The following is a 26097-nucleotide window of genomic DNA, read 5'->3' on the forward strand; positions in this document are numbered from 1 at the left end:
TGCCCGGCACCCTGCGAGACGGCCTGCGTCGTCGGCATCAACCGCGAACCGGTGACCATCAAGAACGTCGAGGTCGCCATCATCGACCGGGCGTGGAGCGATCGCCGGGGGGGGGCGGGCCCCCCCCCCCCCCCCCCCGGCCCCCCCCCCCCACACCCCCCCCCCCCCCCGTGGGGGGCCGCGCCGGGTTTGGGGGGCCCCGCGGTGGGAGGGGGTGGCGGGTCAGCCGGTGACGTTCGCGTTCGTCACGGCCACCGCCACGTTGGCGCCGCCGAAACCGAAGGAGTTGTTGATCGCGGCCAGGTCGCCCTCGGGCAGGTCGCGCGCCACATTCGCGGCGATGTCGATGCCCAGGTCGGGTTCCGGATCCTCCAGGTTGATGGTCGGCGGAACCCTGCGGTCGCGCAACGCCAGCACGGTGGCCAGCGTCTCCAGAGCGCCCGCGCCGCCCAACAGGTGACCGGTCATCGACTTGGTCGACGTGACCACGCAGCCGTCCACCGCCTCGCCCAGGCCGTGCCGGATCGAACCGGCCTCGGTCAGGTCGCCCTGCGGGGTCGAGGTGCCGTGCGCATTCACGTGCCTGATGTCGGACGCCGCGAGGCCGGCATCCACCAGGGCCTTGTTCATCGCGCCGTACTGACCCGCCCCGGTCGGATCGGGCTGCACGATGTCGTGGCTGTCGGCGGTGATGCCGGCGCCCGCCAGCGTGCCGTAGATGGTCGTGACGCCCCGGGCCTTCGCGTGCTCCAGGGTCTCGATCACCAGCACCGCCGAGCCCTCGCCCATCACGAAGCCGTCGCGTCCCCTGTCCCACGGCCGGGACGCCCCCTGCGGGTCGTCGTTGCGGCGGGACAGGGCCTGCATCTGCCCGAACGCGGCGATCGGCAGCGGGTGGATGGTCGCCTCGGTACCGCCGACCAAGGCGATGTCGGCACGGCCCAGCCGCAGCTGGTCGAGCGCCAACGCGATCGCCTCGTTGGACGATGCGCAGGCCGATACCGGCGTGTGCACCCCGGCCTTGGCCGAGATGGCCATGCCGACGTTCGCGGCGGGCGCGTTCGCCATCAGCATCGGGATGGTGAACGGACTCACCCGGCGGTAGCCCTTGTCGCGGTGGGCGTCCCAGTTGTTCAACAGCGAGTGCAGCCCGCCGATGCCGCTGGCCAGGGACACGATCAGCCGATACGGGTCGACCTCGTTCTCCTTGTCCCAGGTCAGCCCGGCGTCCTGCCAGGCCTCCTGGGCGGCGATCAGCGCCAACTGGGTCGACCGGTCGAGGCGCCGCGCCCTGACCCGGTCGATCACCTCGGAGGGGTCGACCTTGACGTAGGCGGCGATCTTGACCGGCAGTTCCTCCGCCCACTCCTCGGTGATCCGGCTCACGCCGGACTGGCCGGCCAGCAGGCCTGCCCAGGTGCTCGGGGCGTCGCCGCCGAGCGGGGTGGTGGCGCCGATGCCGGTGATGACGATGTCAGTCATGGTTCTCCGAGGGTGGTGAAGGTACGGGGTGGGCGGCCGGACCCGCATCGGGTCCGGCCCGCCGTGTCGAGCGTGAGCTCAGCTGTGCGCCTCGATGTAGGCGACGGCGTCGCCGACGGTCTTGAGGTTCTTGGAGTCCTCGTCGGGGATGGTGACGCCGAACTTCTCCTCGCAGCCGACGATGATCTCGACCATGGCCAGCGAGTCGACATCGAGGTCGTCCACGAAGGACTTGTCCAGCTGGACGTCCTCGACCGGCACACCGGCGACGTCGTTGACGAGCTCAGCCAGCTGAGCGCGGATCTCTTCGGTGGTGGCCATCAGGTTTTCTCCTTGTGGTAGGGGCCTCTCCGGGCGGTTCCCGGCAGAATTGTGGGGGGTGGTCAGGGCAGCGTGACGACCTGGCCGGCGTAGACCAGCCCTGCGCCGAAGCCGATCAGCAGCGCGGTCTGACCCTTCTTCGCCTCACCGGTGCTGAGCAGCTGGTCCATCGCCATCGGCACCGAGGCGGCGGAGTTGTTGCCGAACTGCCTGATGGTGCGGGCGACCACGATGTGCTCGGGCAACTTCAGCGAGCGCAGCATGGCGTCGGTGATCCGGTTGTTGGCCTGATGCGGAATGAACACGTCGAGCTGGTCGGGCGTCAGGCCGGCCGCGTCCAGCACGTGACGCGCGGCGTCGGCGATGAAACCGGACGCCCACTTGAACACGGCGCGTCCGTCCATCGCGATGTAGGGGGTGGTGCCACCCTCGAGTGCCTCGCTCCACTCGACCGTCTGGGTGATCGCCGACGCCTGGCCGCCGTCGGAACCCCAGACCACCGGACCGATGCCGTTGACGTCGCTGGGGCCGACCACCGCGGCCCCGGCGCCGTCGGCGAACAGGAACGCGGTGCCGCGGTCGTGGATGTCGGTGAACCGGCTCAGCTCCTCGACGCCGATCACCAGCACATACTTCGCAGCACCGGAGCGGACCAGCGACTCGGCCTGACCGATGCCGTAGCAGAAGCCGGCACAGGCCGCGGAGATGTCGAAGGCGGCCCCGGTGCTACCCAGCTGGAAGGCGAGCTTGGCGGCCAGGCTGGGGGTCTGGTGGTAGTAGGTGACTGTCGAGACGATCACGGCCCCCAGCTCTGAACCGTCGATCCCAGCCCGCTCGACGGCGGTGCGGGCGGCGTCCAGCGCCATCGTCTCGACGTTCTCGCCCTCGCCGACCCAGCGGCGCTCGGCGATGCCGGTGCGTTGCTGGATCCACTCGTCGGAGGAGTCGATGTAGGTGCACATCTCGGCGTTGTCGACGACTCGGGAGGGCACGAACGAAGCGACCGAGAGCAGCTTGGCGAAGGGTGAACCCGTCCGGGCGGTGAGTGCGGTCATGCCGTCACCCCCGCATGCTCGGCGACGAACGCACGGGCGTCGGCCAACTGGTCGGGGGTGTTGAGGTTGAACAACGCGACTCCCTTGAGGTTGCGTTTGGCGATGCCGGTGAGGGTGCCGGCCGGGGGTAGCTCGAGGACGCCGGTGACGCCGAGGTCGGCGAGGGTGGTGAGGCACAGGTCCCAGCGGACCGGGTTGCCGACCTGGGCGACCAGTCGGCGAAGGAACTCGGCACCGTCGGCGACCACCGTTCCGTCCGCGTTGCTCAGCAGCCTGGTCGTGGGCGCCGCGGTGGCGAGCGAACCGGCCAGGGCGTCCAGTTGGGCGACCGCGGGCTGCATGTGCACGGTGTGGAAGGCGCCAGCGACGCTGAGCGGGATGAGCCTCGCCCGAGCGGGTGGGTTCTCGCTCAGCACGGCGAGTTCCTCGACCGTGCCCGCGGCGACGATCTGGCCGGGACCGTTGTTGTTGGCCGGCGTGAGGCCGGCGGCCTCGATGGCTGCGAGCACCTCGTCGGGCTTGCCGCCGACGACCGCCATCATCGAGGTGGGCCGGGCCGCGGAAGCCTCGGCCATCCCGCGGCCGCGGACGGCGACGAAGGCCATCGCATCAGTGGGGGACAGCACGCCGACCAGTCCGGCCGCGGTGATCTCGCCGACGCTGTGGCCGGCCACGACGTCCGGCGCCGGGGCGTCCGCCAGCAGCGCCCGGCCGGCGACCAGGCCGGCGGCCACCAGCAGCGGCTGGGCGATGTCGGTGGATCGGATCGTCTCGGCGTCGGCCTCGGTGCCGTAGTGGGCGAGGTCGATGCCGGCCACCTCGGACAGTTCGCTCAACTGGTCACGTGCGGCGGGGTCGTCCAGCCACGGCCCGAGGAATCCCGGGGTCTGGGCACCCTGACCGGGTGCGAGGATTGCAAGCACGGTCATACTCTTGCGCGAAACCCGGCGTGAGTAACAGCAGGACATGACGAAAATGTCACAGACCTTCTTGTGGGAACCCCACAACACCGGTTCAGTGGGAGCGGCGTGCCGCACCGTCTGTGTTGGTGGATTACGTCATCAACCGACCGAGGGTCACCGCCAGCCGCAGCACGTAGGCACTGCGCGCGTCCGCCGGGTGGTAGCCCGACACCTCCGCGATCCTGCGCAGCCGATAGCGCACCGTGTTGGGGTGGACGAACAACGCCCGGGCGGTCGCCTCGACCGATCCGCTGTTGTCCAGGTAGGCGACCAGGCTCTCGAGCAGGTCGGAACCGGCGTCGCGCAGCGGTGTGTAGATCTCCCGGGCCAGCATCCGGCGGGCGTGGCCGTCGCCGGCCAGCGCCCGCTCGGGCAGCAGGTCCTCCGCGGCCACCGGACGCGGCGCGCTGGGCCACGCGTTGGCGGCGCGGACGCCGGACAGCGCTCCGCGCGCCGAGGCGGCGGCGTCCACCAGGTCACCCACCTCGGGGCCGACCACGATCTGGCCGGGACCGAAATGGTCGGCGATCTCGGTGATCACCGCGAGCGCCGTGCCGGCCGTGCCCGAGTGGCCGCCGAGCACCACCACCAGTCGGTCGCCCTGGGTCGAGGCGAGCAGGTCGAAGCCCTTGTCGGCGACCGCTCGCCGCATCGCCTCGACGGAGGAGTCGCGGGCCGGCGCCGGCCCGATCGTGACGGTGATCGCGGCGGGGGAGCGCCAGCCCAGCGCCGAGGCGCGGGAGAGCACGGTCTCGTCGGCCTCGCCGCGGATGACGGCGTCCACCACCAGCGCCTCGAGCCGGGCGTCCCAGCCGCCGCGTTCCTCGGCGGCCCGGGCGTACACCTCGGCGACGCCGAAGGCGATCTCGCGGGAGTACTGCACGATGGCCAGGTACACCCCGGAGCGGTCGCCGCGCGGAACCAGTCGCTCCAGGTGCCCTTCGACGGTGTCGATCGTGGTGCGGATCAGGTCGACGCTCTGGTTGAGGGTGATCTTGCGCATCAGGGCGCGCGGGGCGGCGTCGAACACATCCCGCGGATTGGCGTCGCGGCCTTCGTCGGCGAACCAGGAGACGAAACCGTCGATGCCGGCCCGTGCCACCAGCGTCACCCACGAGCGGTGCTCGGCGTCCAGTTCGCCGAACCAGAAGTGGCGGGCCTCGATCTCGGCCAGGGCACTGGTGGTCAGGTCGCCGGCAGACTGCGCCAGCTTGCGGACCAGAGTGGCGCGCTGCCGCGCGGACGGCTGCCACCCGCGGCCGATCTGCACTATGGCTGGCACCGCTCTCCCTCCGTCGGGGCCCCACCTTAGCGAGCCGTGCCACAGTGGTGGCGGGGAGGTGGACGATGGATCCGGTGGTGGCGTTGAGGGAGATCGCGTATCTGATGGAGCGCGAGCGGGCCGACACCTACCGGGTGCGCGCCTTCCGCCGGGCCGCCGACCTGCTGGATGCGATGAGCGCAGCGGAGCGGTCCGAGCACGCCCGGGCCGGGGACTGGAAGAAGCTGCCCGGGCTGGGGAGCACGTCGGTGGCCGTCGTCGAACAGGCGCTCGCGGGCCGGGTGCCCGATTACCTGCAGGCGAAGCGGGCGAAGGCGAAGCCGCTGGTCGAGCCGCCGCCGGCGCTGCTGGACAGGATCAGGGGCGACCTGCACACGCATTCGACCTGGTCCGACGGCGGCAGCCCGGTGGAGGAGATGATGGTGGCCGCGCGGGCGCTCGGCCACGAGTACGCGGCCGTGACCGACCATTCGCCGCGGCTGACGGTCGCCCGCGGGCTGAGCGCGGAACGACTGGCCGAGCAACTCGATCTCGTCGACGACCTGAACGAGGCGATGGCGCCGTTCCGGGTGCTGAAGGGGATCGAGGTGGACATCCTCGACGACGGCTCGCTCGACCAGTCGCCGTTCATGCTCAACAGGCTGGACGTCGTGGTCGCCTCGGTGCACTCGAAGCTGGCGATGGATTCGGAGTCGATGACGCACCGCATGGTGGCTGCGATCGCGAACCCGCGCACGAACGTCCTCGGCCACTGCACGGGGAGGTTGATCGAGGGCGGACGCGGTACTCGCGGTGAGAGCGCCTTCGACGCCGAGGTGGTCTTCGAGGCCTGCCGCAGCTTCGACGTGGCCGTCGAGATCAACAGTCGGCCCGAGCGTTGCGACCCGCCGGACCGCCTGCTGGCGCTGGCGCACGAGATGGGCTGCCTGTTCAGCATCGACACCGACGCCCACGCCCCGGGACAACTGGAGTTCCTGGCCTACGGCGCGGCCCGGGCCGAGTCGGCAGGCATCGAAGACGACCGGATCATCACCACCTGGCCGCTCGAGCGGCTGCTGGCGTGGGCGAAGCGCTGACACGCCACACGCACCCATGGCTGGACAACCCTTCGTCCTGGCTCGCCGGATGGGGCAGGATGGAGGGCGACCCACCCGGGCAACGCTGCCGTGCACGCCGCGGACCGGGTAGCCAAGAAGAAAGGACGCCCTGTGGCCAAGACCGAGAACGTCGGCCCGATCCTGAACGGACTCCCCAGCAGCCTGCCCGACATCGACTCGGAGGAGACCGCCGAATGGCTGGAGTCGCTGGACGGCGTCATCGACGAGGGCGGACGCAATCGTGCCCGTTACATCATGCTCAAGCTGCTGGAACGATCGCGTGAACGCCATCTGGGTGTTCCGTCGCTGACCGTCACCGACCACATCAACACGATTCCTCCCGAGCGCGAACCGTGGTATCCCGGCGACGTCGACCTGGAGCGCAAGTTCCGGCGGCTGGTCCGTTGGAACGCAGCGATCATGGTGCACCGGGCGCAGCGCCCGGGTATCGGCGTCGGTGGCCACATCTCGTCGTTCGCCTCGTCGGCGACCCTGTACGAGGTGGGCTTCAACCACTTCTTCCGCGGCAAGGACCATGCCGGCGGCGGAGACCAGATCTTCTACCAGGGCCATGCCAGCCCCGGCATGTACTCGCGCGCCTTCCTCGAGGGACGACTGGACGAGATCGACCTCGACGGTTTCCGGCAGGAGCACAGCCACGTGGTCGACGGCCGGATCAGGGCGCTGCCGTCCTACCCGCACCCGCGCCAGATGCCGTGGTTCTGGGAGTTCCCGACGGTGTCGATGGGCATCGGTCCGATCAGTGCCATCTACCAGGCCCAGTTCAACAAGTACCTGCACAACCGGGGCATCAAGGACACCTCGCAGCAGCGGGTATGGGCGTTCCTGGGCGACGGCGAGATGGACGAGGTCGAGAGCCGCGGCGCCCTGCAACTGGCGTCCTACGAGGAACTGGACAACCTGACCTTCGTGGTCAACTGCAACCTCCAGCGGCTCGACGGCCCGGTGCGCGGCAACGGCAAGATCATGCAGGAGCTGGAGGGCTTCTTCCGGGGTGCCGGCTGGAACGTGATCAAGGTGGTCTGGGGCAGCGGCTGGGATCCGCTGCTGGCCGCGGACCGCGACGGCGCCCTGGTCAACCTGATGAACGCCACTCCCGACGGCGACTACCAGACCTTCAAGGCCAACGACGGCGACTACGTCAAGGAGCACTTCTTCGGGCGCGACCCCCGGGTGGCGAAGATGGTCGAGGACTGGACGGCCGACAAGGTCTGGACGCTGACCCGCGGCGGTCACGACTACCACAAGGTGTACGCGGCCTACAAGGCGGCCACCGAGTTCACCGGTGCCCCGACGGTCATCCTGGCGCACACCATCAAGGGCTACTTCCTGGGCTCTCACTTCGCCGGCCGCAACGCCACCCACCAGATGAAGAAGCTGGCCCTGGACGACCTCAAGCAGTTCCGCGACCGGCTCGACATGCCGATCACCGACGCGGTGCTGGAGGAGAATCCGTACCAGCCGCCCTACATCAACCCCGGGCCCGGCGACGACCGGATCCAGTACGCGCTGGAGCGCCGTCGCGCCCTGGGCGGCTCGCTGCCCGAACGGCGCAACGATCCGGCGCCGATCAAGCTGCCCGACGACGCGGCCTACAAGTCGGTGAAGAAGGGCTCCGGCCAGCAGCAGATCGCCACCACGATGGCCTGGGTGCGGCTGCTCAAGGACCTTATGCGCGACAAGGAGTTCGCTCCGCACGTGGTGCCGATCATCCCCGACGAGGCACGCACCTTCGGCATGGACTCGTTCTTCCCGACGATCAAGATCTACAGCCCGCACGGCCAGACCTACACCCCGGTCGACCACGAGTTGATGCTCGCCTACCGCGAGGCGAAGAACGGCCAGATCCTGCACCTGGGCATCAACGAGGCCGGGTCGGTGGCCTCGTTCGCGGCGGTCGGCAGCGCCTACGCCACGCACGGCGTCCAGATGGTGCCGATCTACGTCTTCTACTCGATGTTCGGCTTCCAGCGCACGGCCGACAGCATCTGGGCCGCCACCGACCAGCTGTCCCGCGGCTTCCTCATCGGGGCGACCGCCGGACGCACCACGCTGGCCGGTGAGGGCACCCAGCACATGGACGGCCACAGCCACGTGCTGGCCGCCACCAACCCGGCGGTGCGCGCCTACGACCCGGCCTACGCCTACGAGATCGCGCACATCATGCAGCACGGCCTGGAGACCATGTACGGCGCCGACCCGCAGAACGTGATCTTCTACCTGACCGTCTACAACGAGCCGATCGTGATGCCGGCCGAGCCCGAGAACGTCGACGTCGAGGGCATCAAGAAGGGCATCTACCTGCTCAAGGAGGGTTCCTTCGACGGTGTCGGCGAGAACGCTCCGCGTGCGCAGTTGCTGGCGTCCGGGGTGGGCGTGCCGTGGGCGCTGGAGGCCCAGGAGCTGCTCAAGAAGGACTGGGGCGTGGTGGCCGACGTATGGAGCGTCACCTCGTGGAACGAGCTGCGCAGGGACGGGGTGGAGTGCGACGAGCACAACTTCCTGCACCCCGGCGAGGAGAAGCGGGTGCCGTTCGTCACCCGGCAGCTCCAGGGGCGTCCGGGCCCGTTCATCGCGACCTCCGACCACATGCGGCTGCAGCAGGACCAGATCGCCCAGTGGGTGCCCGGCGACTATCACTCGCTGGGCGCGGACGGCTTCGGCTTCTCCGACACCCGGGCCGCGGCGCGGCGCTTCTTCCACATCGACGGGCCGTCGATGGTGGTGCGTGCGCTGCAGGAGTTGGCCGCCGCGGGATCGGTGGACGCCGAGGCGCCGAACCAGGCCGCGGAGAAGTACCGGCTGCTCGATGTGACCGCCGGGGCGTCCGGAAACGCGGGCGGCGAGTCCTGAGGCTCGCACCCGATCGATCCCGATGATGGGCCGGGGTCCGCCGCGGCGGACCCCGGCCCTCTGCCGTTGGCCCGCTTTCGGTACCCGGCGATGTCTGGCAGGCTAAGCGAAACGCAGGATTTTTCACGGGACGGGAAGGACGGACGGTGCCCACCACGGACGGCTCTGGGAAGGCCACGGGTGCGGCAGCCCTTGGCCTCACTCCTGGCATGGCAGTGCAGGAACTCGGTTGGGACGACGACGTCGACCAGGCGTTGCGCGAGGCGATCATGGACGTCATCGACGCCGATCTGCTCTACGAGGCGACCGAGGCGGTCGACGTCGTGCTGCTGTGGTGGCGCAACAGCGACGGCGACGTCGTCGACGGTCTGGTCGATGCGCTGACCGACCTGTCGCCGACCGGCTATCTGTGGCTGCTCACCCCGAAGGTCGGCCGCGCCGACTACGTCGATCCCACCGACCTGGCCGAGGGCGCACTGACAGCCGGTCTCGCGTTGGCGAACCCGGCCACAGTCTCGCCCAACTGGCAGGCCCAGAAACTGGTGCGGCCCAAGGGCACCCGCCGCTGAACGCCTGCCGCACCAGTCATCCTTGCCGATGGCTCGCACGCACGCCGGGGCGCGGCCGACACGTCTCCGCAGCCGCCGTCGCGGCACCGGAGATCAAGGGACCGCACCGGGTGCTCGCGAAGGGACTCGAACCCCTGGCCTGCTGCTTGTAAGGCAGCTGCTCTAACCAACTGAGCTACGCGAGCGCACCATCCCGACCCGATCGAACGATCGAGCCCTGCCCGACAGTGGGCGTGTCATCTTACCGCGGACGTGCAGCGGCCATGTGCGTCCGGCCCTGCTGCGTGTTGACCGGCCTGACTCGGCAGGTGCGGCAGCCTGCAATGGCGGCCCATCCGGGTTTCGAGCGTGGCGACCCGGCCGGCCGGGGATCTCCGACCGAAGATCGAATCCCGGTCGCGGACTCCATCTGGGTTCGAGTGGACTGTCAGCGTCTATCTTCTACAATGAGCCTGAGTCCGCCATCGAGGCTGGCCAGGCGATGGTTCCGGCGTACCGCTAAACGTCCAGCTCATGAGCAATCCCCGGCCGCGCGGCGGCGACCTTCGCGTGCTCCAGGTCATCGTGCAACCCCGCGAGAACCCTGACTGGCCGCAGGCCCGCATCCTGGTCGACGGCCTGGACATCTTCGAGGCGGTCGCCCCCGGATGGGTGGGCTTCGACCCTGATCAGCTTCTCGGTGGGGACTCCTCGCCGTTGGTGCCAGGTCATCAGGGGCGACGCGTTGCCGTCTGTAGGTGCTCGTGCGGCGAGGCCGGGTGCGGCGTCATCGCGCCGATCATCGGCCTGTCCGCCAATGGGAAGCAGGTGTTGTGGCGGGACTTCCGTGACTTCACAGGCGTGTTCGTCGACCCGATCAGCCGCTACCCGCAGGTTGAGCAGATCCCCAGCCGGCGCTGGGACGTCCCCGACCTGCGGTTCGACCGCGACCAGTATCGCGACACTATCGCCGGAGCCGCCCAGGATCGATCGTGGGAGACGCCGCAGCGGCAGACCGCGCGGCTTCTGACTGAACGGCTGGCGCCGCTCGGACTCGTCCTGCCTCCCGACCTGCCCCTGGATCGGGCATATCCCGAGTGGGACGGCGACGGTGTCATGGTCAGGTTCGGCGTCGAGTTCGAGGATGGCACCGTGCATTACGAGGAGTTGCGGGTGGTCAGCACCGAGCACGACCCGGACCAGGCGGCGCGATCCATGGCGAGCGGCCTGCTCGACACCCCCAGCGGGGATTGGTCGAAGACCTTCGGCGTCTGAGGTCCACATGTCCGGTGCCAAGTGCGGCCGTTCCCGGATGACGTGATCGGACGGTCGTGGTCACGGGCGGGCGCGACCAGTTGTTCGTTCGCAGCAGCGGCAGCAGCTGTCGAGACGTAGCCGAGTGAGTGCGCGTCGCCGCTGCCGGCCCGCCACACTGACATAGGTCGTCGCGCAGTTCTTGGTCGTCTGGCCACAGGCTGTTCGCAACAATCTCGATCACTGACGTCAGCTTGAACTGGGCGTGCGGGCTGCGTTGGAGGTCTATGACCTGTTGGCGGCGGCGTTCAACGTGGGCGGTCGCGGCTGAGTGGTCGGTCGTTGATGTCGGCCTCCTGCGGACACGGAGTGTTCCATTACCGACTGCTCAGGCCAGTGCGGCCAGCCGCCGGCGCAAGTAGCGCTCCTCGGGTCCGGTCCGGACCAACGCCAGTGCTATCCGGTAGGCGTGCGCGGCGTCGTCGAGGCGTCCGGCCCGGCGCAACAGGTCGGCCCTGGCGGCCGGCAGCAGATGGTGGCCGGCCGGCGCGCCGCCGGCGGCCAACCGGTCCAGTTCGGCCAAGCCGGCGTCCGGCCCCGCGGCCATGCCCAGCGCGACCGCTCGATTCAGGTCTATCACCGGGGTGGACGGCAGCTGCTCGTACAGCAGCACGATCGCGTCCCAGTCGGACCCGCACGTTCCGGGACGCCGTCCCGCGGCCAGGTGACGGCCGCCACCTCCTCGGCGAGATCCCAGTCGCCGGTGACCCGGATGGTGGTGGCCACGATCCGGGCCCACTCGTCACGGTGGGCGCACGTCAGCGCCTCCGCGACCACCGCGGCGCGGGTCACGTGCTGGACGCCGCCGGCGCCGGTTCGCTCCGCACCAGCCATTCAGGCTCCTCACGAGCGGCCCGGGCCACGTGGTCCTCGTGCGGGTCGAAGCGCCACAGCGGGGTCAACACCACTAGGCCGCTGCTCGCCAGCGGGTGCGCCGCCGCGACCTCGACGGCCGAAGCCAATCCGTCGGTTTCGATCAGCTCCAACCCAACGTTCGTGACCGCCGTGTCGCTCGACGGGGCGCCTCCACCACGGTGGCGCCCTGGCGTGATCGGACCAGGGTCGTGAACTCGGCCGGTTGCAGCCGCTCGCCCCACAACCGCACCCCGGTGGCGTCCTGGGCGCCCATCCCTTCTCGACGGGTCGTCGTTCCTACGACGAACGGGGTGGCCACCGATCGACACCGGTCACGGTACGCGGGTCGTTCGACGAGCTGAATGAACTGCGCAAGCGCCACGGTCACGGCGATCTCCTGTCCTCACCTACCCGACGAACGGGAGAACGCGGATCGACAGGGGCCCGGTGACGGAGACGGCGACGCGGGAGAGGCAATCGGCCCGATTCGACTAAGCTTGCCCCTCGTGGCTGCCGCTGATCTGTTGACCGATCTGTCCGAACTCGACAAGACCCTCTCGTCGATCGAGACGGTTCTCGACCCCGCGAGCAAGAAGCAGCAGATCGAGGAGTTGCAGCAGCAGGCCTCGGCGCCCGACCTGTGGAACGACCAGGAGAACGCACAGCGCGTCACCTCGAAGCTGTCCGCACTGCAGGCCGAGGTGGATCGGCTGGCCGCGCTGAGGCAGCGGGTCGATGACGCCGCCGTGCTGATCGAGCTGGCCCAGGAGGAATCCGACGCCGACACCCTGGCAGAGGCCGAGCGTGAACTGGCCAAGCTGGCCACCGACATCCAGGGCCTCGAGGTGCGCACGCTGCTGAACGGCGAGTACGACGAGCGGGACGCCGTGGTCACCATCCGTTCCGAGGCCGGGGGAGTGGACGCCGCCGACTTCGCCGAGATGCTGCTGCGGATGTACCTGCGCTGGTCCGAGCGGCACGGCTACTCGGCCGAGGTCTATGACACCTCCTACGCCGAGGAGGCGGGCATCAAGTCGGCGACCTTCACCGTCAAGGCCCCGTTCGCCTACGGCACGTTGAGCGTCGAGCAGGGCACCCACCGGCTGGTCCGGATCAGCCCGTTCGACAACCAGGGCCGGCGCCAGACGTCCTTCGCCGGGGTCGAGGTGCTCCCGGTGACCGAAGAGGCCGACCACATCGACATTCCCGAGGCCGACATCCGGGTGGACGTGTTTCGCAGTTCGGGGCCCGGTGGGCAGAGCGTCAACACCACCGACTCGGCCGTCCGGCTCACCCACCTGCCGACCGGCATCGTGGTGAGCTGCCAGAACGAGAAGAGCCAGTTGCAGAACAAGGTGGCCGCGATGAAGGTGCTGCAGTCGCGGCTGCTCGAGAAGGCGCGCCGCGACCGCGAAGCCGAGCTGAACGCGCTGAAGAGCGACGGTGGCAATTCGTGGGGGTCGCAGATGCGCTCCTACGTGCTGCACCCCTACCAGATGGTCAAGGACCTGCGCACCGAGTACGAGGTGGGCAGCCCGGACGCCGTGTTCGACGGCGACCTTGACGGCTTCATCGACGCCGGCATCCGGTGGCGCCGCCAGCAGGGCGAGCGCTGATCGCGACCTGGGCCCGGCGGGCCGGGGGAGTCCCGACCCAGGCCAGGACGGGCGTGGCGCACCGGCAGCCAGGCGCCCCTCACCTAGACTCCACAGTGGTCGGCTGAGCTTTTCTCAGGAACCTCCCCCATCGCCGTCACCGGCCGGAGTGCACAACGTGATCACGTTCGAAGACGTCACCAAGATCTACGACGGGCAGCGCCGCGCCGCCCTGTCCGATGTGAATGTCACCATCGACAAGGGCGAGTTCGTCTTCCTGGTGGGAAGTTCGGGCTCGGGCAAGTCGACCTTCATCAGGCTCGTGCTGCGCGAGTACCGGGTCACCAAGGGCCGGATCTTCATCGCCGGCAAGGACCTCAGCCGCCTGCACAGCTGGAACGTGCCGAGCCTGCGCCGCAAGATCGGGGTGGTGTTCCAGGACTTCCGGCTGCTGCCCGGCAAGACGGTCGCCGAGAACGTCGCCTTCGCGCTTCAGGTGATCGGCAAGCCCCAGTCGCAGATCAAGCGGCTGGTGCCAGAGACGCTCGAGCTGGTGGGGCTGGCCGGCAAGGAGAACCGGCCGACCGAGGAGCTGTCAGGTGGCGAACAGCAGCGGGTGGCGATCGCCCGCGCATTCGTGAACCGTCCCGCCATCCTGCTGGCCGACGAGCCGACCGGCAATCTCGACCCGACGACGTCCATCGGCATCATGAAGCTGCTGGACCAGATCAACCGCACCGGCACCACCGTGGTGATGGCGACCCACGATTCGGCGATCGTGGACCAGATGCGCAAGCGGGTCATCGAACTGGTGGACGGCGAACTCGTCCGCGACCAGAGCAAGGGCGTGTACGGCTACCAGTGAGCGTGATGCGAATGCCCCACTCCCGTTTGTCGATAGCAGTCGAAGGAGCCCGCCATGCGGCACACCCTGCGTGAGGCCTGGTCAGGCCTGCGCCGAAACCTGTCCATGACCCTGGCGGTGATCGTCACCATGTGGGTCTCGCTCACCCTGTTCGGCGGCGGCCTGCTGGGGGCCCAGCAGGTCGAGCTGGCGAAGGGGCGCTGGTACGACAAGATCGAGATCAGCGTCTTCCTGTGCGTCAAGGACTCCAAGGGCAGCAACTGCGAACCCGGCCAGGACGCCACCCAGGCCCAGAAGGACACCATTCGCAACACCCTGGAGAGCAACCCCGAGGTGCAGACGGTGTTCTACGACAGCAAGGAGGACACCTGGGCCGACTTCCAGCGTGTCTACAAGGATTCCCCGGTGCTGGCCGACATGAACGCCGACCTGATGCAGGACTCCTTCCGGATCAAGTTGAAGGATCCCGAGCAGTACCAGGGTGTGGTCTCGGCGGTCGCGGGGCTGCCCGGCGTCCAGGCGGTCCAGGATCTGCGGCAATACCTCAATCCGCTGTTCGAATGGCTCAACGTGGCCAAGTGGACGACGATCGGGCTGAGCCTGTTACTGCTTCTCGCAGCCGCGTTGCAGATCGCGACGACAATCCGGATGGCGGCCTTCTCGAGACGTCGAGAGTTGGGAATCATGCGTTTGGTGGGCGCCTCGAATTGGTACATCATGCTGCCATTCTTGATTGAATCTCTCGTTGCCGCCTTGATCGGCGCGATTCTTGCCTGCGGATCCCTCGCTGCGGTGCAGAAGTTCCTGATTATCGATAGGGCTCAACCCTCACTTAAGAGTGTCGAGTGGATTGGCTGGCCGCACGTCGGTTTGGCAATGCTCGGCGTTGTCGCCGTTGGAGTCGTGCTTTCCATCGTCCCCACGGTGATCGCCACACGAAAGTACTTGAGGGTCTAGCTGTACCGTCACGAGAGGCCCTCATCCGACCTGATTGGGGCCTCATCGTGACCCAGGTGCCTTCCCCCACCTGCCACACCAACGAGCCATCGAGCCCGGCCGTGCAGCGGCTGCTGCGCCCGCTGATCGCCGCCCTGGCGCTCAGCCTGACCGTCAGCCTCGGCAGCCCCGCGACCGCCGACGACCTCAAGGACAGGCGCAAGGACGTCCGCAAGGCCATCGTGTCGTCCAAGTCGGACGTCTCGGAGTCCAAGGCCGAGGTGTCCACGGCCATCGCCAACCTGGCGAAGGCGCAGGCCGCCCTGGCCAAGGCGCAGCGCAATCTGGACGCCGCCGACGATGCGGTCGCCGAGGCGAAGGCGCTGGACGCCGAGATCGGACGCCGGCTCGACGAGGCCAGGCGCAAGCTGGCCGCAGCCAAGAAGGCGGTCGCCAAGGCCAAGGCCGAGGTGGAGGCCCAGTTGCGGCTGATGGGCCAGGCGGCCCGGGAGTCCTACCAGCAGCAGACCGACCTGGTCGGGCTGACCGTGGTCTTCGACTCCGCAGACACCGGCGATCTGTCCCAGCGCATCCAGTGGTCGACGACGATCTTCGACGCGACCAGCGCCCAGATGGCCCGGCTGCGCACCCTGCAGGCCAAGCTGGAGGCCGCCGAGAAGGCTCAGGCCGCCATCGAGAAGCAGATCGCGGCCGACAAGGCCGAGGCCGAGGCCAACCTCGCCCAGATGAAGGTGCTGCAGGTCAAGGCCGCCCAGGCCCGCAACGTGGTCGCCTCCAGTGTCGAGAAGCTCGCGAAGGCACGCAAGGCGGCCGAATCCGACCTGCGCGCCGAACGCGCCGAGTACAACCGGCTGCAGGCCCAGGAGGCCTCCATCAGCGCCCAGATCCGGCGCCGGGCCGAGATCGCCCGCAAGAAGGCGGCGGCGGCCGAGGCGAAGCGCCGGGCAGCGGCCAAGAAGGCGGGCAAGAAGTACACCCCGTCGCCCTCCAACTCAGGCGTGTCCGCCAAGGGCTTCATCCGTCCGATCAACGCCTCTCCGGGCTCTCCGTTCGGGCTGCGCTTCCACCCGATCCTGCACGTGTGGCGGATGCATCGGGGCCAGGACTTCGGCGCGGCCTGCGGCACGCCCATCCGGGCGGCGGCCAGCGGCCGGGTCGCGAGCGCCGGCTGGAACGGTGGCTTCGGCAACTACGTCGTGATCGATCACGGCTTCATCCGGGGCAAGTACGTCTCCACCGGGTACGCACACCAGCGCACGATGGTCGTCCATGCCGGCCAGCGAGTGAAGCAGGGCCAGCTGATCGGCTACGTCGGCACCACGGGTCTCTCGACCGGCTGCCATCTGCACCTGCAGGTCTACGTCAACGGCGGCGTGGTCAACCCGATGAACTGGGTGCCCTGATCGGCCGGGCTCCCTTGGTAGTCTGATCAGCCGACCGGTCGATCGACTACCGAGGGAGTGTGACGATGCCACGTGAGAAGGGGCGGGTCATGGTCGCCCAGAACCGTCGGGCCCGTCACGACTACGAACTGGGTGAGCACTTCGAGGCCGGCATCGTGCTGACCGGCACCGAGGTCAAGTCGCTGCGCTCGGGCCGGGCGTCACTGGCGGATGCCTTCGCCACCGTCGACGACGGCGAGGTGTGGCTTCGCAACGCCCACATCCCCGAGTACGCGTTCGGCACCTGGACCAACCATGCGACCCGCCGCAACCGCAAGCTGTTGCTGCACCGGCGGGAGATCGAGAAGCTCGACCGGGCCACGAACGCGTCCGGTCGTACGATCGTGCCGCTGGCCCTCTACTTCTCCGACGGCTACGCCAAGGTCGAGTTGGCCGTCGGCACCGGTAAGAAGGCGTGGGACAAGCGCCAGTCGATCGCCGCCCGTGAGGCCGACCGGGACGCCCAGCGCGAACTGGCTGCGAGGAATCGGGGCGTCTGATGGGTGGCGGCCGGCGCTGGTGGTCCCTGCCTGCCCTGGCCGTCCTCACGTTCATCCTGCTGGCGGTGCCGGCTGCGCCCGGTATCGCGGCGGCCGAGGACCGCGTGGAGAGCCTCGTGGTCGACTACGTCGTCGGCGAGGACGGCACGGTCACGGTCATGGAGACGATCGTGCTCCGCTTCAGCGCTTCCTCGACCCGGCACGGACTGGACCGCTGGCTGCTGACGCGGCGTCCCTACGACGAGGCGACCGACCAGCTGTATCAGATCAGCGACCCGGTGGTGACCAGCCCCAGCGGGGCGCCCACCCACGTGCAGATCGACCGCGACCAGGGCACCGGCCGCGAACGCTGGATGCGGGTCCGGATCGACCCTGGCAAGGTCATCGACGAGCCGTCGGTCGGTTACCGGCTCAGCTACACGATCAAGGGTGCGCTGGCCGAGGACGCCGCCGGCTACGGGTTCAGTTGGGATGTCACCGGCAGCCGCTTCAAGCAGGTGAGGGACGCCGAGGTCACCCTCGAGGTGCCCGGTCGGGCTCGTGACCCCGCCTGCTACAGCGGCCAGCAGACCTCGTCGAACCGCTGCTCGACGGCCGCCGCCAAGAACGACGGCCCGACCCGATTCCGCGCCTCCGACCTGGCGGCCGGGCAATCCCTCACCGTGTCGGTGCGGCTGCAGCCGGGTGCGGTCGACGGGGGCGGTCCGGTCCGGGTCGAGAGCGCCCAGCGGGCCGAGCGTAGGCAGGGCCTGATCACCCTGGCGGTGTCGGCCGCACTTGGAGCGCTGGTGCCGCTGGCCGGCTGGTGGTTCTACCGCCTGAACGGACGCGACCGCCGGTTCACCGCTCTGCCGCAGGGAGAGCTGCCGCCCGAGGGCAAGGACGCCGGCGAGGCACCGGCCGCCGCCGTGCCGGTCGGCGTCCGCACCACCCCGCCGGAACTCAGCCTCGCCGAGGCGGGCCTGTTGCTCACCGGTCAGCCCGATGTGCGGCAGACCGCGGCGACGCTGATCGGCCTGGCTGTCGATGGCGCCGTGAAGCTGCGCGGCGGTGCGCGGCCCGAGGTACGGCTGGTGGACGCCCGTCGCGCCCGCGACCGTCCGTCGGCGGTGCTGCTGGAGGACCTGTTCGACAGCGGCGAGACCATCGTCGACCCGAGCGCGAACGGCGTCCTGGCGGAGGGGCACGAACGGATCAGCGGGTGGGCCGCCGGCCGGGCCGCCGAGCAGGAGTGGTTCGTCCGCAGATGGACGGGCCGCGGCCCGGGCGCCGCGATCATCGCCGTCCTCGGGCTGGCTTACGTCGTGTACCTGCTCGTCGGCGCCTCCAGCCTGTACGCGCTGCCGCTGTTGGTGTCGCTGGTGGTCACCGGCTGGATCCTGCAGCGCAAACTGCGTCACGGGGCGCGGACCGGGCGTGGGCGGGCGCTGACCGACCGGGTCGAGAGTTTCCGGAACTGGCTGGCCGGCGTGGACGCCGACGAGCTGGTCGTCGAGGCGGGCGACGACGTGTTCTCGCGGCTGCTGCCGTGGGCGGTGTTGTTCGATCTGACCGAGCGTTGGACGCGGGTGTGCGCCGAGCTGGTGGCGTCGGGGCAGCTGAGCGGGGCGCCCCCGGCCTGGTACGGCGGCACTGCCTGGAGCCTGTCCAGCGTTCCCGCAGAGATCGCCGCCCTGACCGCCGACATCACCGCCGCGATGACCGCCCCGGACTTCTCCGGCGGTGCGGGCTCCGCCGGCCACGGTGCCCGACCGGAACGCTCGGGGACACGTTCGGCCTAGTCAGGCACCATTGGCGCCGCGTGCGACGGATACAGCGTCAGCACAGTTTCTAGTTACTGAGACCAATATTTTGCTTTTGGCCCCGGTCGTGCCTATTGTGGTGGACAACTCCTGGCGAGGAACGAATCCCGAACTCCCCGGAGCCGGCTTCACCGGCCGGTGAACCAAGCCCCCGCGGCTACCCGCGGACGAGGCTGCTATTCCACTCGAAGATGCGCTCCCAAGGGAGAGTTATGTCCACACCCATCATCACCAACGACTTCGCCCCGGTCGACGGTCTCGCACCAGAGGCCCGTCGAGCCCGGACGAAGAACCCGTACACGCCCGTCATGGTCGCCGTGTCCATCGCGGCCACGCTGGGCATCATCGCCTACGCCTGGTTCCTGCTGAACCCGGACAACCGCGGCGACATCCTGCCCTGGGCGATGGTCATCGTCGCCGAGGTCATCCTCATCTTCCACGCACTGATGGCGATGTGGGCCATCCTGGCGGGCCACAAGGACCCGCGGACGTTCGCCTTCCACGATGCGCAGCGCACCCTCTACGACCCCGCGGTCAACGAGGAACTGACGGTCACCTACGACCCCACCCAGTGGCCGCTGCACCTGGACGGCGAGCAGGCGACGGTCGACATCCTGATCACCGTCTACGGCGAGCCGATCGACGTGATCCGGCGCACCGCCGAGGCCGCCAAGGCCGTCCGCGGGGCGCACAACACCTGGATCCTCGACGACGGGAAGTCCGACGAGGTCCGCGACATGGCCGCCGGCCTGCAGATCGGCTACATCCGCCGGCTCACCAATCACGGCGCCAAGGCGGGCAACGTCAACAACGCTCTCACCGTGGCCAAGGGTGACTACTTCGTCATCCTGGACGCCGACTTCGTGCCGCGTCCGGAGTTCCTCGAGGAGACCCTGCCGTTCATGGTCGACTCCAACGTCGCGTTCGTGCAGACGCCGCAGACCTACGGCAACATGCACAACATCATCTCCCGGGGCGCCGGCTACATGCAGTCGATGTTCTACCGGTTCATCCAGCCCGGCCGGACCGAGTTCAACGCGGCGTTCTGCGTCGGCACCAACGTGATGTTCCGCCGGGCGGCCGTGCTCGACATCGGCGGCATGTACACCCAGTCGAAGTCCGAGGACGTGTGGACCTCGCTGATGCTGCACGAGCGGGGTTGGAAGTCGATCTACATCGCGAAGACGCTGGCGGTGGGTGACGCGCCCGACACGATCGAGGCCTACACCAAGCAGCAGCTGCGCTGGGCGACCGGCGGCTTCGAGATCCTGTTCACGCACAACCCGTTCAACCCCAAGCGCAAGCTCACGCTCGACCAGCGCTTCATGTACTTCGTCACCGCGACTTTCTACCTGACCGGCATCGCACCCGGCATCCTGCTGTTCGTGCCGGCCCTGGAGGTCTTCTTCGACCTGCACCCGGTGAACCTTCAGGTCGATGTGCTCACCTGGTTCATGTTCTATGCGGGCTTCTACATCCTGCAGATCCTGCTGGCGGCGCTCACTCTGGGCACCTTCCGCTGGGAGGTGCTGCTGCTGGCCGCCAACTCGTTCCCGATCTACATCCAGGCGTTCCGCAACGCGTTCGTCGGGGTGGACACCAAGTGGCACGTGACCGGCACGACCAAGAAGTCCTCCGCGTTCAACTTCATGATCCCGCAGGTGCTGACCTTCGTCTTCCTGCTGGGCACGTCGATCGTGTCGATCTGGCGAGACGTCAACCTCGGCCAGCTCAACGTCGCGACCTTCTGGAGCGTCGTCAACACGCTGGCGATCGGCGCCTTCATCGGCGTCGGCTTCCACGAGGCCCGCGAGGTGCAGGGCATCGCCGACCCGACCGATGTCGACCTGGAGGACGCCGTGCTCACCGACGGTACCCCGACGACGCTGGGCCGCGACGAGATCGCCAAGGCCCGGCACAAGGTGGAACTGCTGGCGACGGCCCCGGCCGAGGTGGCGTCCGACCTGCTGGAGTCTTCTCCGGCGGAACTCGCCGCAGCCCCCGTGGCCACGAGTCCGGCCGACCATTCCCCCGAGCGTGCGGTCCAGACCGCAGGCATCAACTGACCACCCACCCCAACCCGATCACCAGAAAGTTCTGAGGCAAGCAATCATGACCTGGATCAATCGACTCAAACTGTGGGGCGGCATCCTGGGCATCGCCGCACTCGTCTTCGCGCTCACCGTGCTGTTCAACCAGCGCCAGTCCCAGGTGGCCAGCACCAGCGCGTCCGTCGAAGCGCCGACCTCGATCATCGGCTCCTCCTACGGCGGCGTCGTGACAGACGTCTACGTCAAGCAGGGCGACACCGTCCGGGCGGGCCAAGAGCTGTTCACCCTGACCAGCGTCCAGCTGCAGCAGGACGTGGGCAACGGCCTGAAGCCGTCGTCGACCGAGGCCTACGACATCGACACCAAGAACGGCACCATCACCTACAAGGCGGTCGCCGACGGCTACGTCGCCTCCATCGAGGCGGTCAACGGCAGCTACCTGAACAGCGGCTCGGAGATGGCTGTGGTGGTCTCCGACGGCCAGCGCACCGTGTCCGCCCAGTTCGAACTGGAGCCGACCGACTACGGACGGGTGGAGATCGGCGCGCCCGCCCGGATCGTGCTGCCCAACAACCAGCTGCTGGTGGGCACCGTCGCCGGCGTGGACGTCAAGACCGACGACCAGGGCACGGCCATCACCTACGTCAGCGTCGAGAGCTCGTCGCTGACGGACGCCTCGCTCAGCACCCTGACCCGGCTCGACACGCCGGTGACGGTGATCATGGACCTGCGCGACGACGGCTGGCTCGCCGGGCCGTCGGAGGCCATGCTCGCCTTCTTCACCAAGATCGGACTGAGGTGATCGCCATCGATACCACCAGAAGGACCTTCCTCAGCGCCGTCGCGGGCGGCCTGATCACGACCCTGGTGGCCTGCTCGTCGCCGTCCCCGACGGCGACGAGCGGGGCCACCGCCCCGCAGACCGAGGCGGCCGGGACGTCCGCCACCGTGCTCGGCACCGACGAGGTGGCGCCCCTGGTGTCCGACATCGTCCAGGCCGCCGGCAAGGACCTCAAGCCCGAACGGCTGGGCGAGGGACTCATCCCGCCCACCAACAAGTGGTTCTCGGGGCTGGTCTTCGGCGACACCGCCCAGCCGGTGTTCCCGCTGCCGTTGAGCTTCGGGGTCGACGGCAAGGGGTTTTCGTTCGGGCTGCCCACCGTCACCACCACGGCCAAGACGATCATGGGCGGGTACGCCCCGATCATCAGCGTCGGCACCGGCTCGCAAACGACCTGGTCGGTGACCGGCTACGACGAACTGTCGGTCACGCTGACCGGTACGTCGGGCGGCACGACGGTCGGCACGGTGACGATCGCGGAGGGTTCGCCCTTCGTCACGTTCACCGCGGCGGCCGGCACGACGCTCACCACGAACCTGCCGTTCGCCGCCCACGGCGACGCCTGGTCGGTTCAGGGCGGTGCCGCCGAGTACGGCCTGGTCACCGGCGGTGAGGTGTCGGGCACCTCGGTGAAGCTGGCCGAGGGGCAGACCGCCACCTGGTTCCCCGTCCCCGACGGGGGCAGCCTGGACGCCGTGGCGGCCCTGGCCGCCGACCCGCTGAAGGCGACGTCGGCGTCCTACGAGGTGGCCGACAAGGTCACCACCACCCTGCGCTACGACACGGTCAAGGGTGGCTCGACGGCGTTCGCGGCGATGCCGCACCAGGCCGGCACCCTGCAGGGCGCGGGGGAGGCGCTGGGTACCTACGCCAGTTCGTACGGCACCCTGACCCTCTACGCCGGCAACGAGCTGACCTGGACCGACCCGACCTACACGGCCCGAACCGGCCTCGACCTGTCCGGGTTGAGCGCGGACGAGAAGTCCGAGCTGGCCGACTCGATCAAGACCGATGTCGCTGCGCTGGGCGCGTACCCGGCCGACACCTACTTCGGTGGCAAGGCGCTCTACCGTGACGCCCAGCTGTGGCAGATCGCACGGCAGGTGGGCGCGGACGCCGAGGCCGACAAGCTGAAGGAACGGGTCACCACCCAGTTGCTGCAGTGGGCCGAGCCAAAGGGTTGTGACACCCGCGCCGCGTTCTGCTTCTTCTACGACACCACCAACTCCGGCATCGTCGGCAACACGCCGTCGTTCGGCTCCGACGAGTACAACGACCACCACTTCCACTACGGCTACTTCCTGTACGCCGCGGGGGTGCTGGCCGCCGACGATCCCGAGCTGGCCACCAAGCTGGCGCCGGTGATGAACCTGCTGGCCGCCGACATCGCCACATCGCCGAGCAACGAATACTTCGGGTCCCGGCGCAACTTCGACAGCTACGCGTCGCATTCGTGGGCCTCGGGCACCTCGCCCTTCGCCGACGGAAACAACCAGGAGTCGGCCTCCGAGGCGGTCACCGCCTACGCCGGGCTGACCCTGTGGGCGCGGGCGTCCGGGAACAAGAACCTGGAGGTCGAGGCGCGGTGGATGCAGTCCCTGGAGTCGTCCGCGGCGCGGGCCTACTGGACCGACTTCGACCTGTCCGACCCGGTCTACTCCGGGTTCGGCCACAAGGTGTTGCCGCTGAACTTCGGCGGCAAGCGCGACTACGCCACCTGGTTCTCGGCCGAGCCGGCCGCGGCCCTGGCGATCCTGCTGATCCCGGTCAGCCCGTCCTCGGACCAGCTGAAGACCGACGCCGAACGGATCAACGCCAACGTCACCGAGGGCATCGGCAGCAAGGGCTTCGACCAGCAGTACGGGGACTACATCCTGATGTACTCCGCGCTGGCCGGTGAGGACGCCCGGGTGAAGGCCCTGGACGCCCTGCGCGGCTTCGACCGCAAGCTGATCGACGACGGCAACACCTACAGCTACACGCTGGCCTGGCTGCTCAGCCTGAAGTCCTGAGCACAGGCCGCTGGTCGAGTGTGGCCGGACCCCTGGGTCCAGCCGCGCTCGACCGGCGAGCCCTCACCACGTCACCGTGAGTTGTCCCAGCAGGGCATCGACCGGCTCGGCATCACCCTCGACGGTGAAGTGCCGGCCACGGTTCCACAAGCCGGTGTAGAGGGCGCGGGCGCTGCCCGTCACGACGGTGTCGGCGTCCGGATCGCTGCCGGTGGTGGCCGAGTACCCCTGCGGCCCGAGGCTGATCGTCCAGTTGCCCAGGCCGTCATCGGTGCGCACCGCGACCTGCCGCTCCTCGTGGTGGGTCGGGTTGTACGTGCGACGCGGCGCGAAGCCCAGCAGCAGTTCGTCGATCCCGTCCCTGGCCAGGGCGGGGGTGAACCACACCTCGTCCGGACGCGGTGGCCGGCCCAGCCGGGCGGCCATCGCGTCGACACCGTGGATGGTCGTCTCGTGGCACTGCCGGCGCGCCCAGCCCTGGCGGGGTGGGGGAGCGTCCAGCAGGAAGAACGGCACCTCGAGGTCCTCCGGCGCCCCAGCGAGGGCGTTGAGCAGCCCCACCATGCCGTCGTCCAACCACTCCAGCAGGTCGGGCGCCGCCTCTGCCTCGGCCTCAGCCTCCGGGCCGGGATGCTCCAGCATGCCGGTCATCAGCGCCGCCGTCGCCCAGCGGTGCACGATGCCCTGGTGGGTGACGAGGTCGCGGACCGTCCAGCCCGGGCAGGTCGGCACCATGGCGTCCAACCCGGCACTGGTGGCGTTCCCGCGGATGACCGCGGTCGCGTTGCCGATTCCCTCGCCCAGGTCGGCGAACTCGAGCGTGTTGGGCATGGCCCAACCGTAGTGAGTCCCGGCGCACCCTGAGGTGCCGTTCGGGGGACGGGCAGGGCGCCGCCCGATTGGCTGCCCGCGGGGCCGCGAGAAGGCTGTGCCCATGACCAACGATTTCTTCGCCCCCGTGGACCACGTGTCCGCCGCCGACCGGCTTCAGGCCGAACAAAAGCTCCGGGACGCGCACCAGCGGGGTCTGCTGGGCGCCGACGAGTTCGAGGCCCGGATGTCGGCGGTGATCATGGCCGAGCGGCTGCCCGAACTGACCGCAGCGGTCGAGGGCCAGGCGCCGATGCCACCGGCGGGGTCCTGGCAGGGGTACCGGACGCCGTCCGAGCCGGTCAACGCCGCTCTCGTCGCTCCGGCGTCCCGATCGGCACGGGGGAGCACCACGATGGCGGTGGCGGCCCACCTGTCGCCGCTGCTCACCTGGCTGTTGGGGCCGCTGGTGATCTGGGCGGTGAGCCCGGTCGGGTCGCCGGCCCGGCGCGAGGCCGCGAAGGCGTTCAACTGGCAGCTGGTGGCGTCCGCGATCGGTCTGGCGGCGTCCATGATCGGCTGGATCCTGCCCGGCGACGCCAACCCGGTGGCGCGGATCTGGATGGTCATCTGGCTGGTGCTGACCGTCATCGGGGCGGTGGCGGCCGCGAAGGGCCGTGACTGGAGCAACCCAGTGCGGCGCCTCGTCGGTTGGGAAGTTTTGTCCGAGCGTGGACGTTGATATACTGATGTGCTCGCCGATGTCCGGTTCGTCCGGGTCGGTGAGCGCGACACAACTCAACAGGGGGTGACTGGTTTCGACTCGGGACGGTAGTCCCAGGAGAAGCGGGCCGAGGATGCAGGACATCTCGTTAACGATTCTGCACAACCAATAACTGCCGACAACAATCGCGCAGACTTCGCTCTCGCTGCCTGAGCAGTGACCGAAGGGTCAGCCCGGACGTAGCCTTCCGTCCGGTTCCTGGCCTCGTTTAGAAGGCTTGCTGAGCCGCCTGGGTTCCAGGGGCGGCTCGGGACTTCACTGGAACTGGGCTCGGCTACCACGGGTTGACACGAGGGTAGGAGCCGAGAAAACCGACTGGTCAACTGCGCCCGGAGAAGTCCTGGTTCACCTTCTGAGGACGGGGGTTCGACTCCCCCCACCTCCACCCTGTGATGCCCACCCCGACCGGGGTGGGCATCGTTGCATCCGGACCCCGCCCGGTCTGGGGGCGTTCCTGCGGCCCGGTGGCGGGCCCCGGGTGGACGTCGCTCGGAACTCGCAGCCGCTTTCGTGCCGAGGGGCGTCGCGGGGTCCTGTCGTTCTCTGCAACACCGACTGCTTTCAGGAACCGTGACTGTTCTCGTGTTGTGACCCGAAAGTAGTGGGCGTTCCTGCGACTACTGGGCGTTGCTGAGAACGGCCGGCCTC

Annotated in this window: 23 protein-coding genes, 1 tRNA gene and 1 other RNA gene; 15 read left to right on the forward strand and 10 right to left on the reverse strand. The window is 69.0% G+C overall.

Annotation, left to right across the window (positions count from 1 at the left end; genetic code table 11):
• Nucleotides 1–222: 222 nt before the first annotated feature.
• From OIE40_RS05130 to OIE40_RS05150, 5 genes are all read right to left on the reverse strand, one after another.
• Nucleotides 223–1482, reverse strand: a complete 1260-nt coding sequence (locus OIE40_RS05130) for a beta-ketoacyl-[acyl-carrier-protein] synthase family protein (protein WP_264700702.1) — start codon at nucleotides 1480–1482, stop codon at nucleotides 223–225.
• A 78-nt stretch (nucleotides 1483–1560) separates the two neighbouring features.
• Nucleotides 1561–1803, reverse strand: coding sequence for an acyl carrier protein (locus OIE40_RS05135; protein WP_264700703.1), 243 nt, complete (start codon nucleotides 1801–1803; stop codon nucleotides 1561–1563).
• A 62-nt stretch (nucleotides 1804–1865) separates the two neighbouring features.
• Nucleotides 1866–2858, reverse strand: coding sequence for a beta-ketoacyl-ACP synthase III (locus OIE40_RS05140; RefSeq protein ID WP_264700705.1), 993 nt, complete (start codon nucleotides 2856–2858; stop codon nucleotides 1866–1868).
• A complete protein-coding gene (locus tag OIE40_RS05145) occupies nucleotides 2855–3781 on the reverse strand; it encodes an ACP S-malonyltransferase (RefSeq protein ID WP_264700708.1) in 927 nt (308 codons plus the stop codon). The genes OIE40_RS05140 and OIE40_RS05145 overlap by 4 nt, the downstream gene beginning before the upstream one ends.
• Nucleotides 3782–3911: 130 nt before the next feature.
• Nucleotides 3912–5009 carry a PucR family transcriptional regulator gene (locus OIE40_RS05150; protein WP_413774473.1) on the reverse strand — a complete coding sequence of 366 codons (1098 nt, stop codon included), beginning with the start codon at nucleotides 5007–5009 and terminating at the stop codon, nucleotides 3912–3914.
• A 158-nt stretch (nucleotides 5010–5167) separates the two neighbouring features.
• Between OIE40_RS05150 and OIE40_RS05155 the strand changes: the two genes are divergently transcribed.
• From OIE40_RS05155 to OIE40_RS05165, 3 genes are all read left to right on the forward strand, one after another.
• Nucleotides 5168–6178, forward strand: coding sequence for a PHP domain-containing protein (locus OIE40_RS05155; RefSeq protein ID WP_264700713.1), 1011 nt, complete (start codon nucleotides 5168–5170; stop codon nucleotides 6176–6178).
• Between the two features lie 132 nt (nucleotides 6179–6310).
• Nucleotides 6311–9073: a pyruvate dehydrogenase (acetyl-transferring), homodimeric type gene (gene aceE, locus OIE40_RS05160; protein WP_264700715.1), complete on the forward strand. Its 2763-nt coding sequence runs from the start codon at nucleotides 6311–6313 to the stop codon at nucleotides 9071–9073.
• A gap of 146 nt (nucleotides 9074–9219) precedes the next feature.
• On the forward strand, nucleotides 9220–9642 hold the full coding sequence (locus tag OIE40_RS05165; protein ID WP_264700716.1) for a DUF3052 domain-containing protein: 423 nt from the start codon (nucleotides 9220–9222) through the stop codon (nucleotides 9640–9642).
• 111 nt (nucleotides 9643–9753) lie between these two features.
• Here OIE40_RS05165 and OIE40_RS05170 read toward each other — a convergent pair.
• Nucleotides 9754–9827: transfer RNA gene (locus OIE40_RS05170), tRNA-Val, on the reverse strand.
• A gap of 328 nt (nucleotides 9828–10155) precedes the next feature.
• Between OIE40_RS05170 and OIE40_RS05175 the strand changes: the two genes are divergently transcribed.
• Complete coding sequence (locus tag OIE40_RS05175; protein WP_264700718.1) at nucleotides 10156–10896, forward strand: hypothetical protein; 741 nt, start codon at nucleotides 10156–10158, stop codon at nucleotides 10894–10896.
• Between the two features lie 367 nt (nucleotides 10897–11263).
• On the opposite strand, the gene OIE40_RS05180 is transcribed toward OIE40_RS05175, so the two are convergent.
• From OIE40_RS05180 to OIE40_RS05190, 3 genes are read right to left on the reverse strand one after another with little or no spacing between them, the layout of a single operon-like run.
• A complete protein-coding gene (locus tag OIE40_RS05180) occupies nucleotides 11264–11548 on the reverse strand; it encodes an RNA polymerase sigma factor (RefSeq protein ID WP_264700720.1) in 285 nt (94 codons plus the stop codon).
• Entirely contained in the window at nucleotides 11512–11769 is a 258-nt protein-coding gene (locus OIE40_RS05185) for a hypothetical protein (protein WP_264700722.1), read from the reverse strand. The genes OIE40_RS05180 and OIE40_RS05185 overlap by 37 nt, the downstream gene beginning before the upstream one ends.
• Nucleotides 11724–11921, reverse strand: a complete 198-nt coding sequence (locus OIE40_RS05190) for a hypothetical protein (RefSeq protein ID WP_264700724.1) — start codon at nucleotides 11919–11921, stop codon at nucleotides 11724–11726. Before OIE40_RS05190 ends, OIE40_RS05185 begins: the two co-directional genes overlap by 46 nt.
• A 375-nt stretch (nucleotides 11922–12296) precedes the next feature.
• Between OIE40_RS05190 and prfB the strand changes: the two genes are divergently transcribed.
• From prfB to OIE40_RS05235, 9 genes are all read left to right on the forward strand, one after another.
• Entirely contained in the window at nucleotides 12297–13406 is a 1110-nt protein-coding gene (gene prfB, locus OIE40_RS05195; protein ID WP_264700726.1) for a peptide chain release factor 2, read from the forward strand.
• Between the two features lie 157 nt (nucleotides 13407–13563).
• Nucleotides 13564–14250 carry a cell division ATP-binding protein FtsE gene (gene ftsE, locus OIE40_RS05200; protein ID WP_264700728.1) on the forward strand — a complete coding sequence of 229 codons (687 nt, stop codon included), beginning with the start codon at nucleotides 13564–13566 and terminating at the stop codon, nucleotides 14248–14250.
• Between the two features lie 54 nt (nucleotides 14251–14304).
• Nucleotides 14305–15207 (forward strand): permease-like cell division protein FtsX, encoded by a 903-nt coding sequence (gene ftsX, locus OIE40_RS05205; protein ID WP_264700730.1) that lies wholly within the window; start codon nucleotides 14305–14307, stop codon nucleotides 15205–15207.
• Nucleotides 15208–15263: 56 nt separating this feature from the next.
• Nucleotides 15264–16610 (forward strand): M23 family metallopeptidase, encoded by a 1347-nt coding sequence (locus OIE40_RS05210; RefSeq protein ID WP_264700732.1) that lies wholly within the window; start codon nucleotides 15264–15266, stop codon nucleotides 16608–16610.
• Between the two features lie 65 nt (nucleotides 16611–16675).
• Complete coding sequence (gene smpB, locus OIE40_RS05215) at nucleotides 16676–17149, forward strand: SsrA-binding protein SmpB (protein ID WP_264700734.1); 474 nt, start codon at nucleotides 16676–16678, stop codon at nucleotides 17147–17149.
• A complete protein-coding gene (locus OIE40_RS05220) occupies nucleotides 17149–18930 on the forward strand; it encodes a DUF2207 domain-containing protein (protein ID WP_264700736.1) in 1782 nt (593 codons plus the stop codon). The genes smpB and OIE40_RS05220 overlap by 1 nt, the downstream gene beginning before the upstream one ends.
• 233 nt (nucleotides 18931–19163) lie before the next feature.
• Entirely contained in the window at nucleotides 19164–21017 is a 1854-nt protein-coding gene (locus OIE40_RS05225) for a glycosyltransferase family 2 protein (protein ID WP_264700738.1), read from the forward strand.
• 46 nt (nucleotides 21018–21063) lie between these two features.
• Nucleotides 21064–21804 (forward strand): efflux RND transporter periplasmic adaptor subunit, encoded by a 741-nt coding sequence (locus OIE40_RS05230; RefSeq protein WP_264700740.1) that lies wholly within the window; start codon nucleotides 21064–21066, stop codon nucleotides 21802–21804.
• Nucleotides 21801–23855, forward strand: coding sequence for a glycosyl hydrolase (locus OIE40_RS05235; RefSeq protein WP_264700742.1), 2055 nt, complete (start codon nucleotides 21801–21803; stop codon nucleotides 23853–23855). Before OIE40_RS05230 ends, OIE40_RS05235 begins: the two co-directional genes overlap by 4 nt.
• 63 nt (nucleotides 23856–23918) lie before the next feature.
• Here the strand turns inward: OIE40_RS05235 and OIE40_RS05240 are convergent, their stop codons facing one another.
• Nucleotides 23919–24686: a maleylpyruvate isomerase family mycothiol-dependent enzyme gene (locus OIE40_RS05240; protein WP_264700743.1), complete on the reverse strand. Its 768-nt coding sequence runs from the start codon at nucleotides 24684–24686 to the stop codon at nucleotides 23919–23921.
• Nucleotides 24687–24789: 103 nt separating this feature from the next.
• Here OIE40_RS05240 and OIE40_RS05245 point away from each other — a divergent pair, with 103 nt between their 5' ends.
• Nucleotides 24790–25407, forward strand: a complete 618-nt coding sequence (locus tag OIE40_RS05245; protein ID WP_264700745.1) for a DUF1707 and DUF4870 domain-containing protein — start codon at nucleotides 24790–24792, stop codon at nucleotides 25405–25407.
• 62 nt (nucleotides 25408–25469) lie between these two features.
• Nucleotides 25470–25837: a transfer-messenger RNA gene (gene ssrA, locus OIE40_RS05250) on the forward strand.
• The last annotated feature ends 260 nt before the right edge of the window (nucleotides 25838–26097 follow it).

It is taken from the genome of Micropruina sonneratiae, assembly GCF_025972045.1.
GTDB lineage: Bacteria > Actinomycetota > Actinomycetes > Propionibacteriales > Propionibacteriaceae > Micropruina > Micropruina sonneratiae.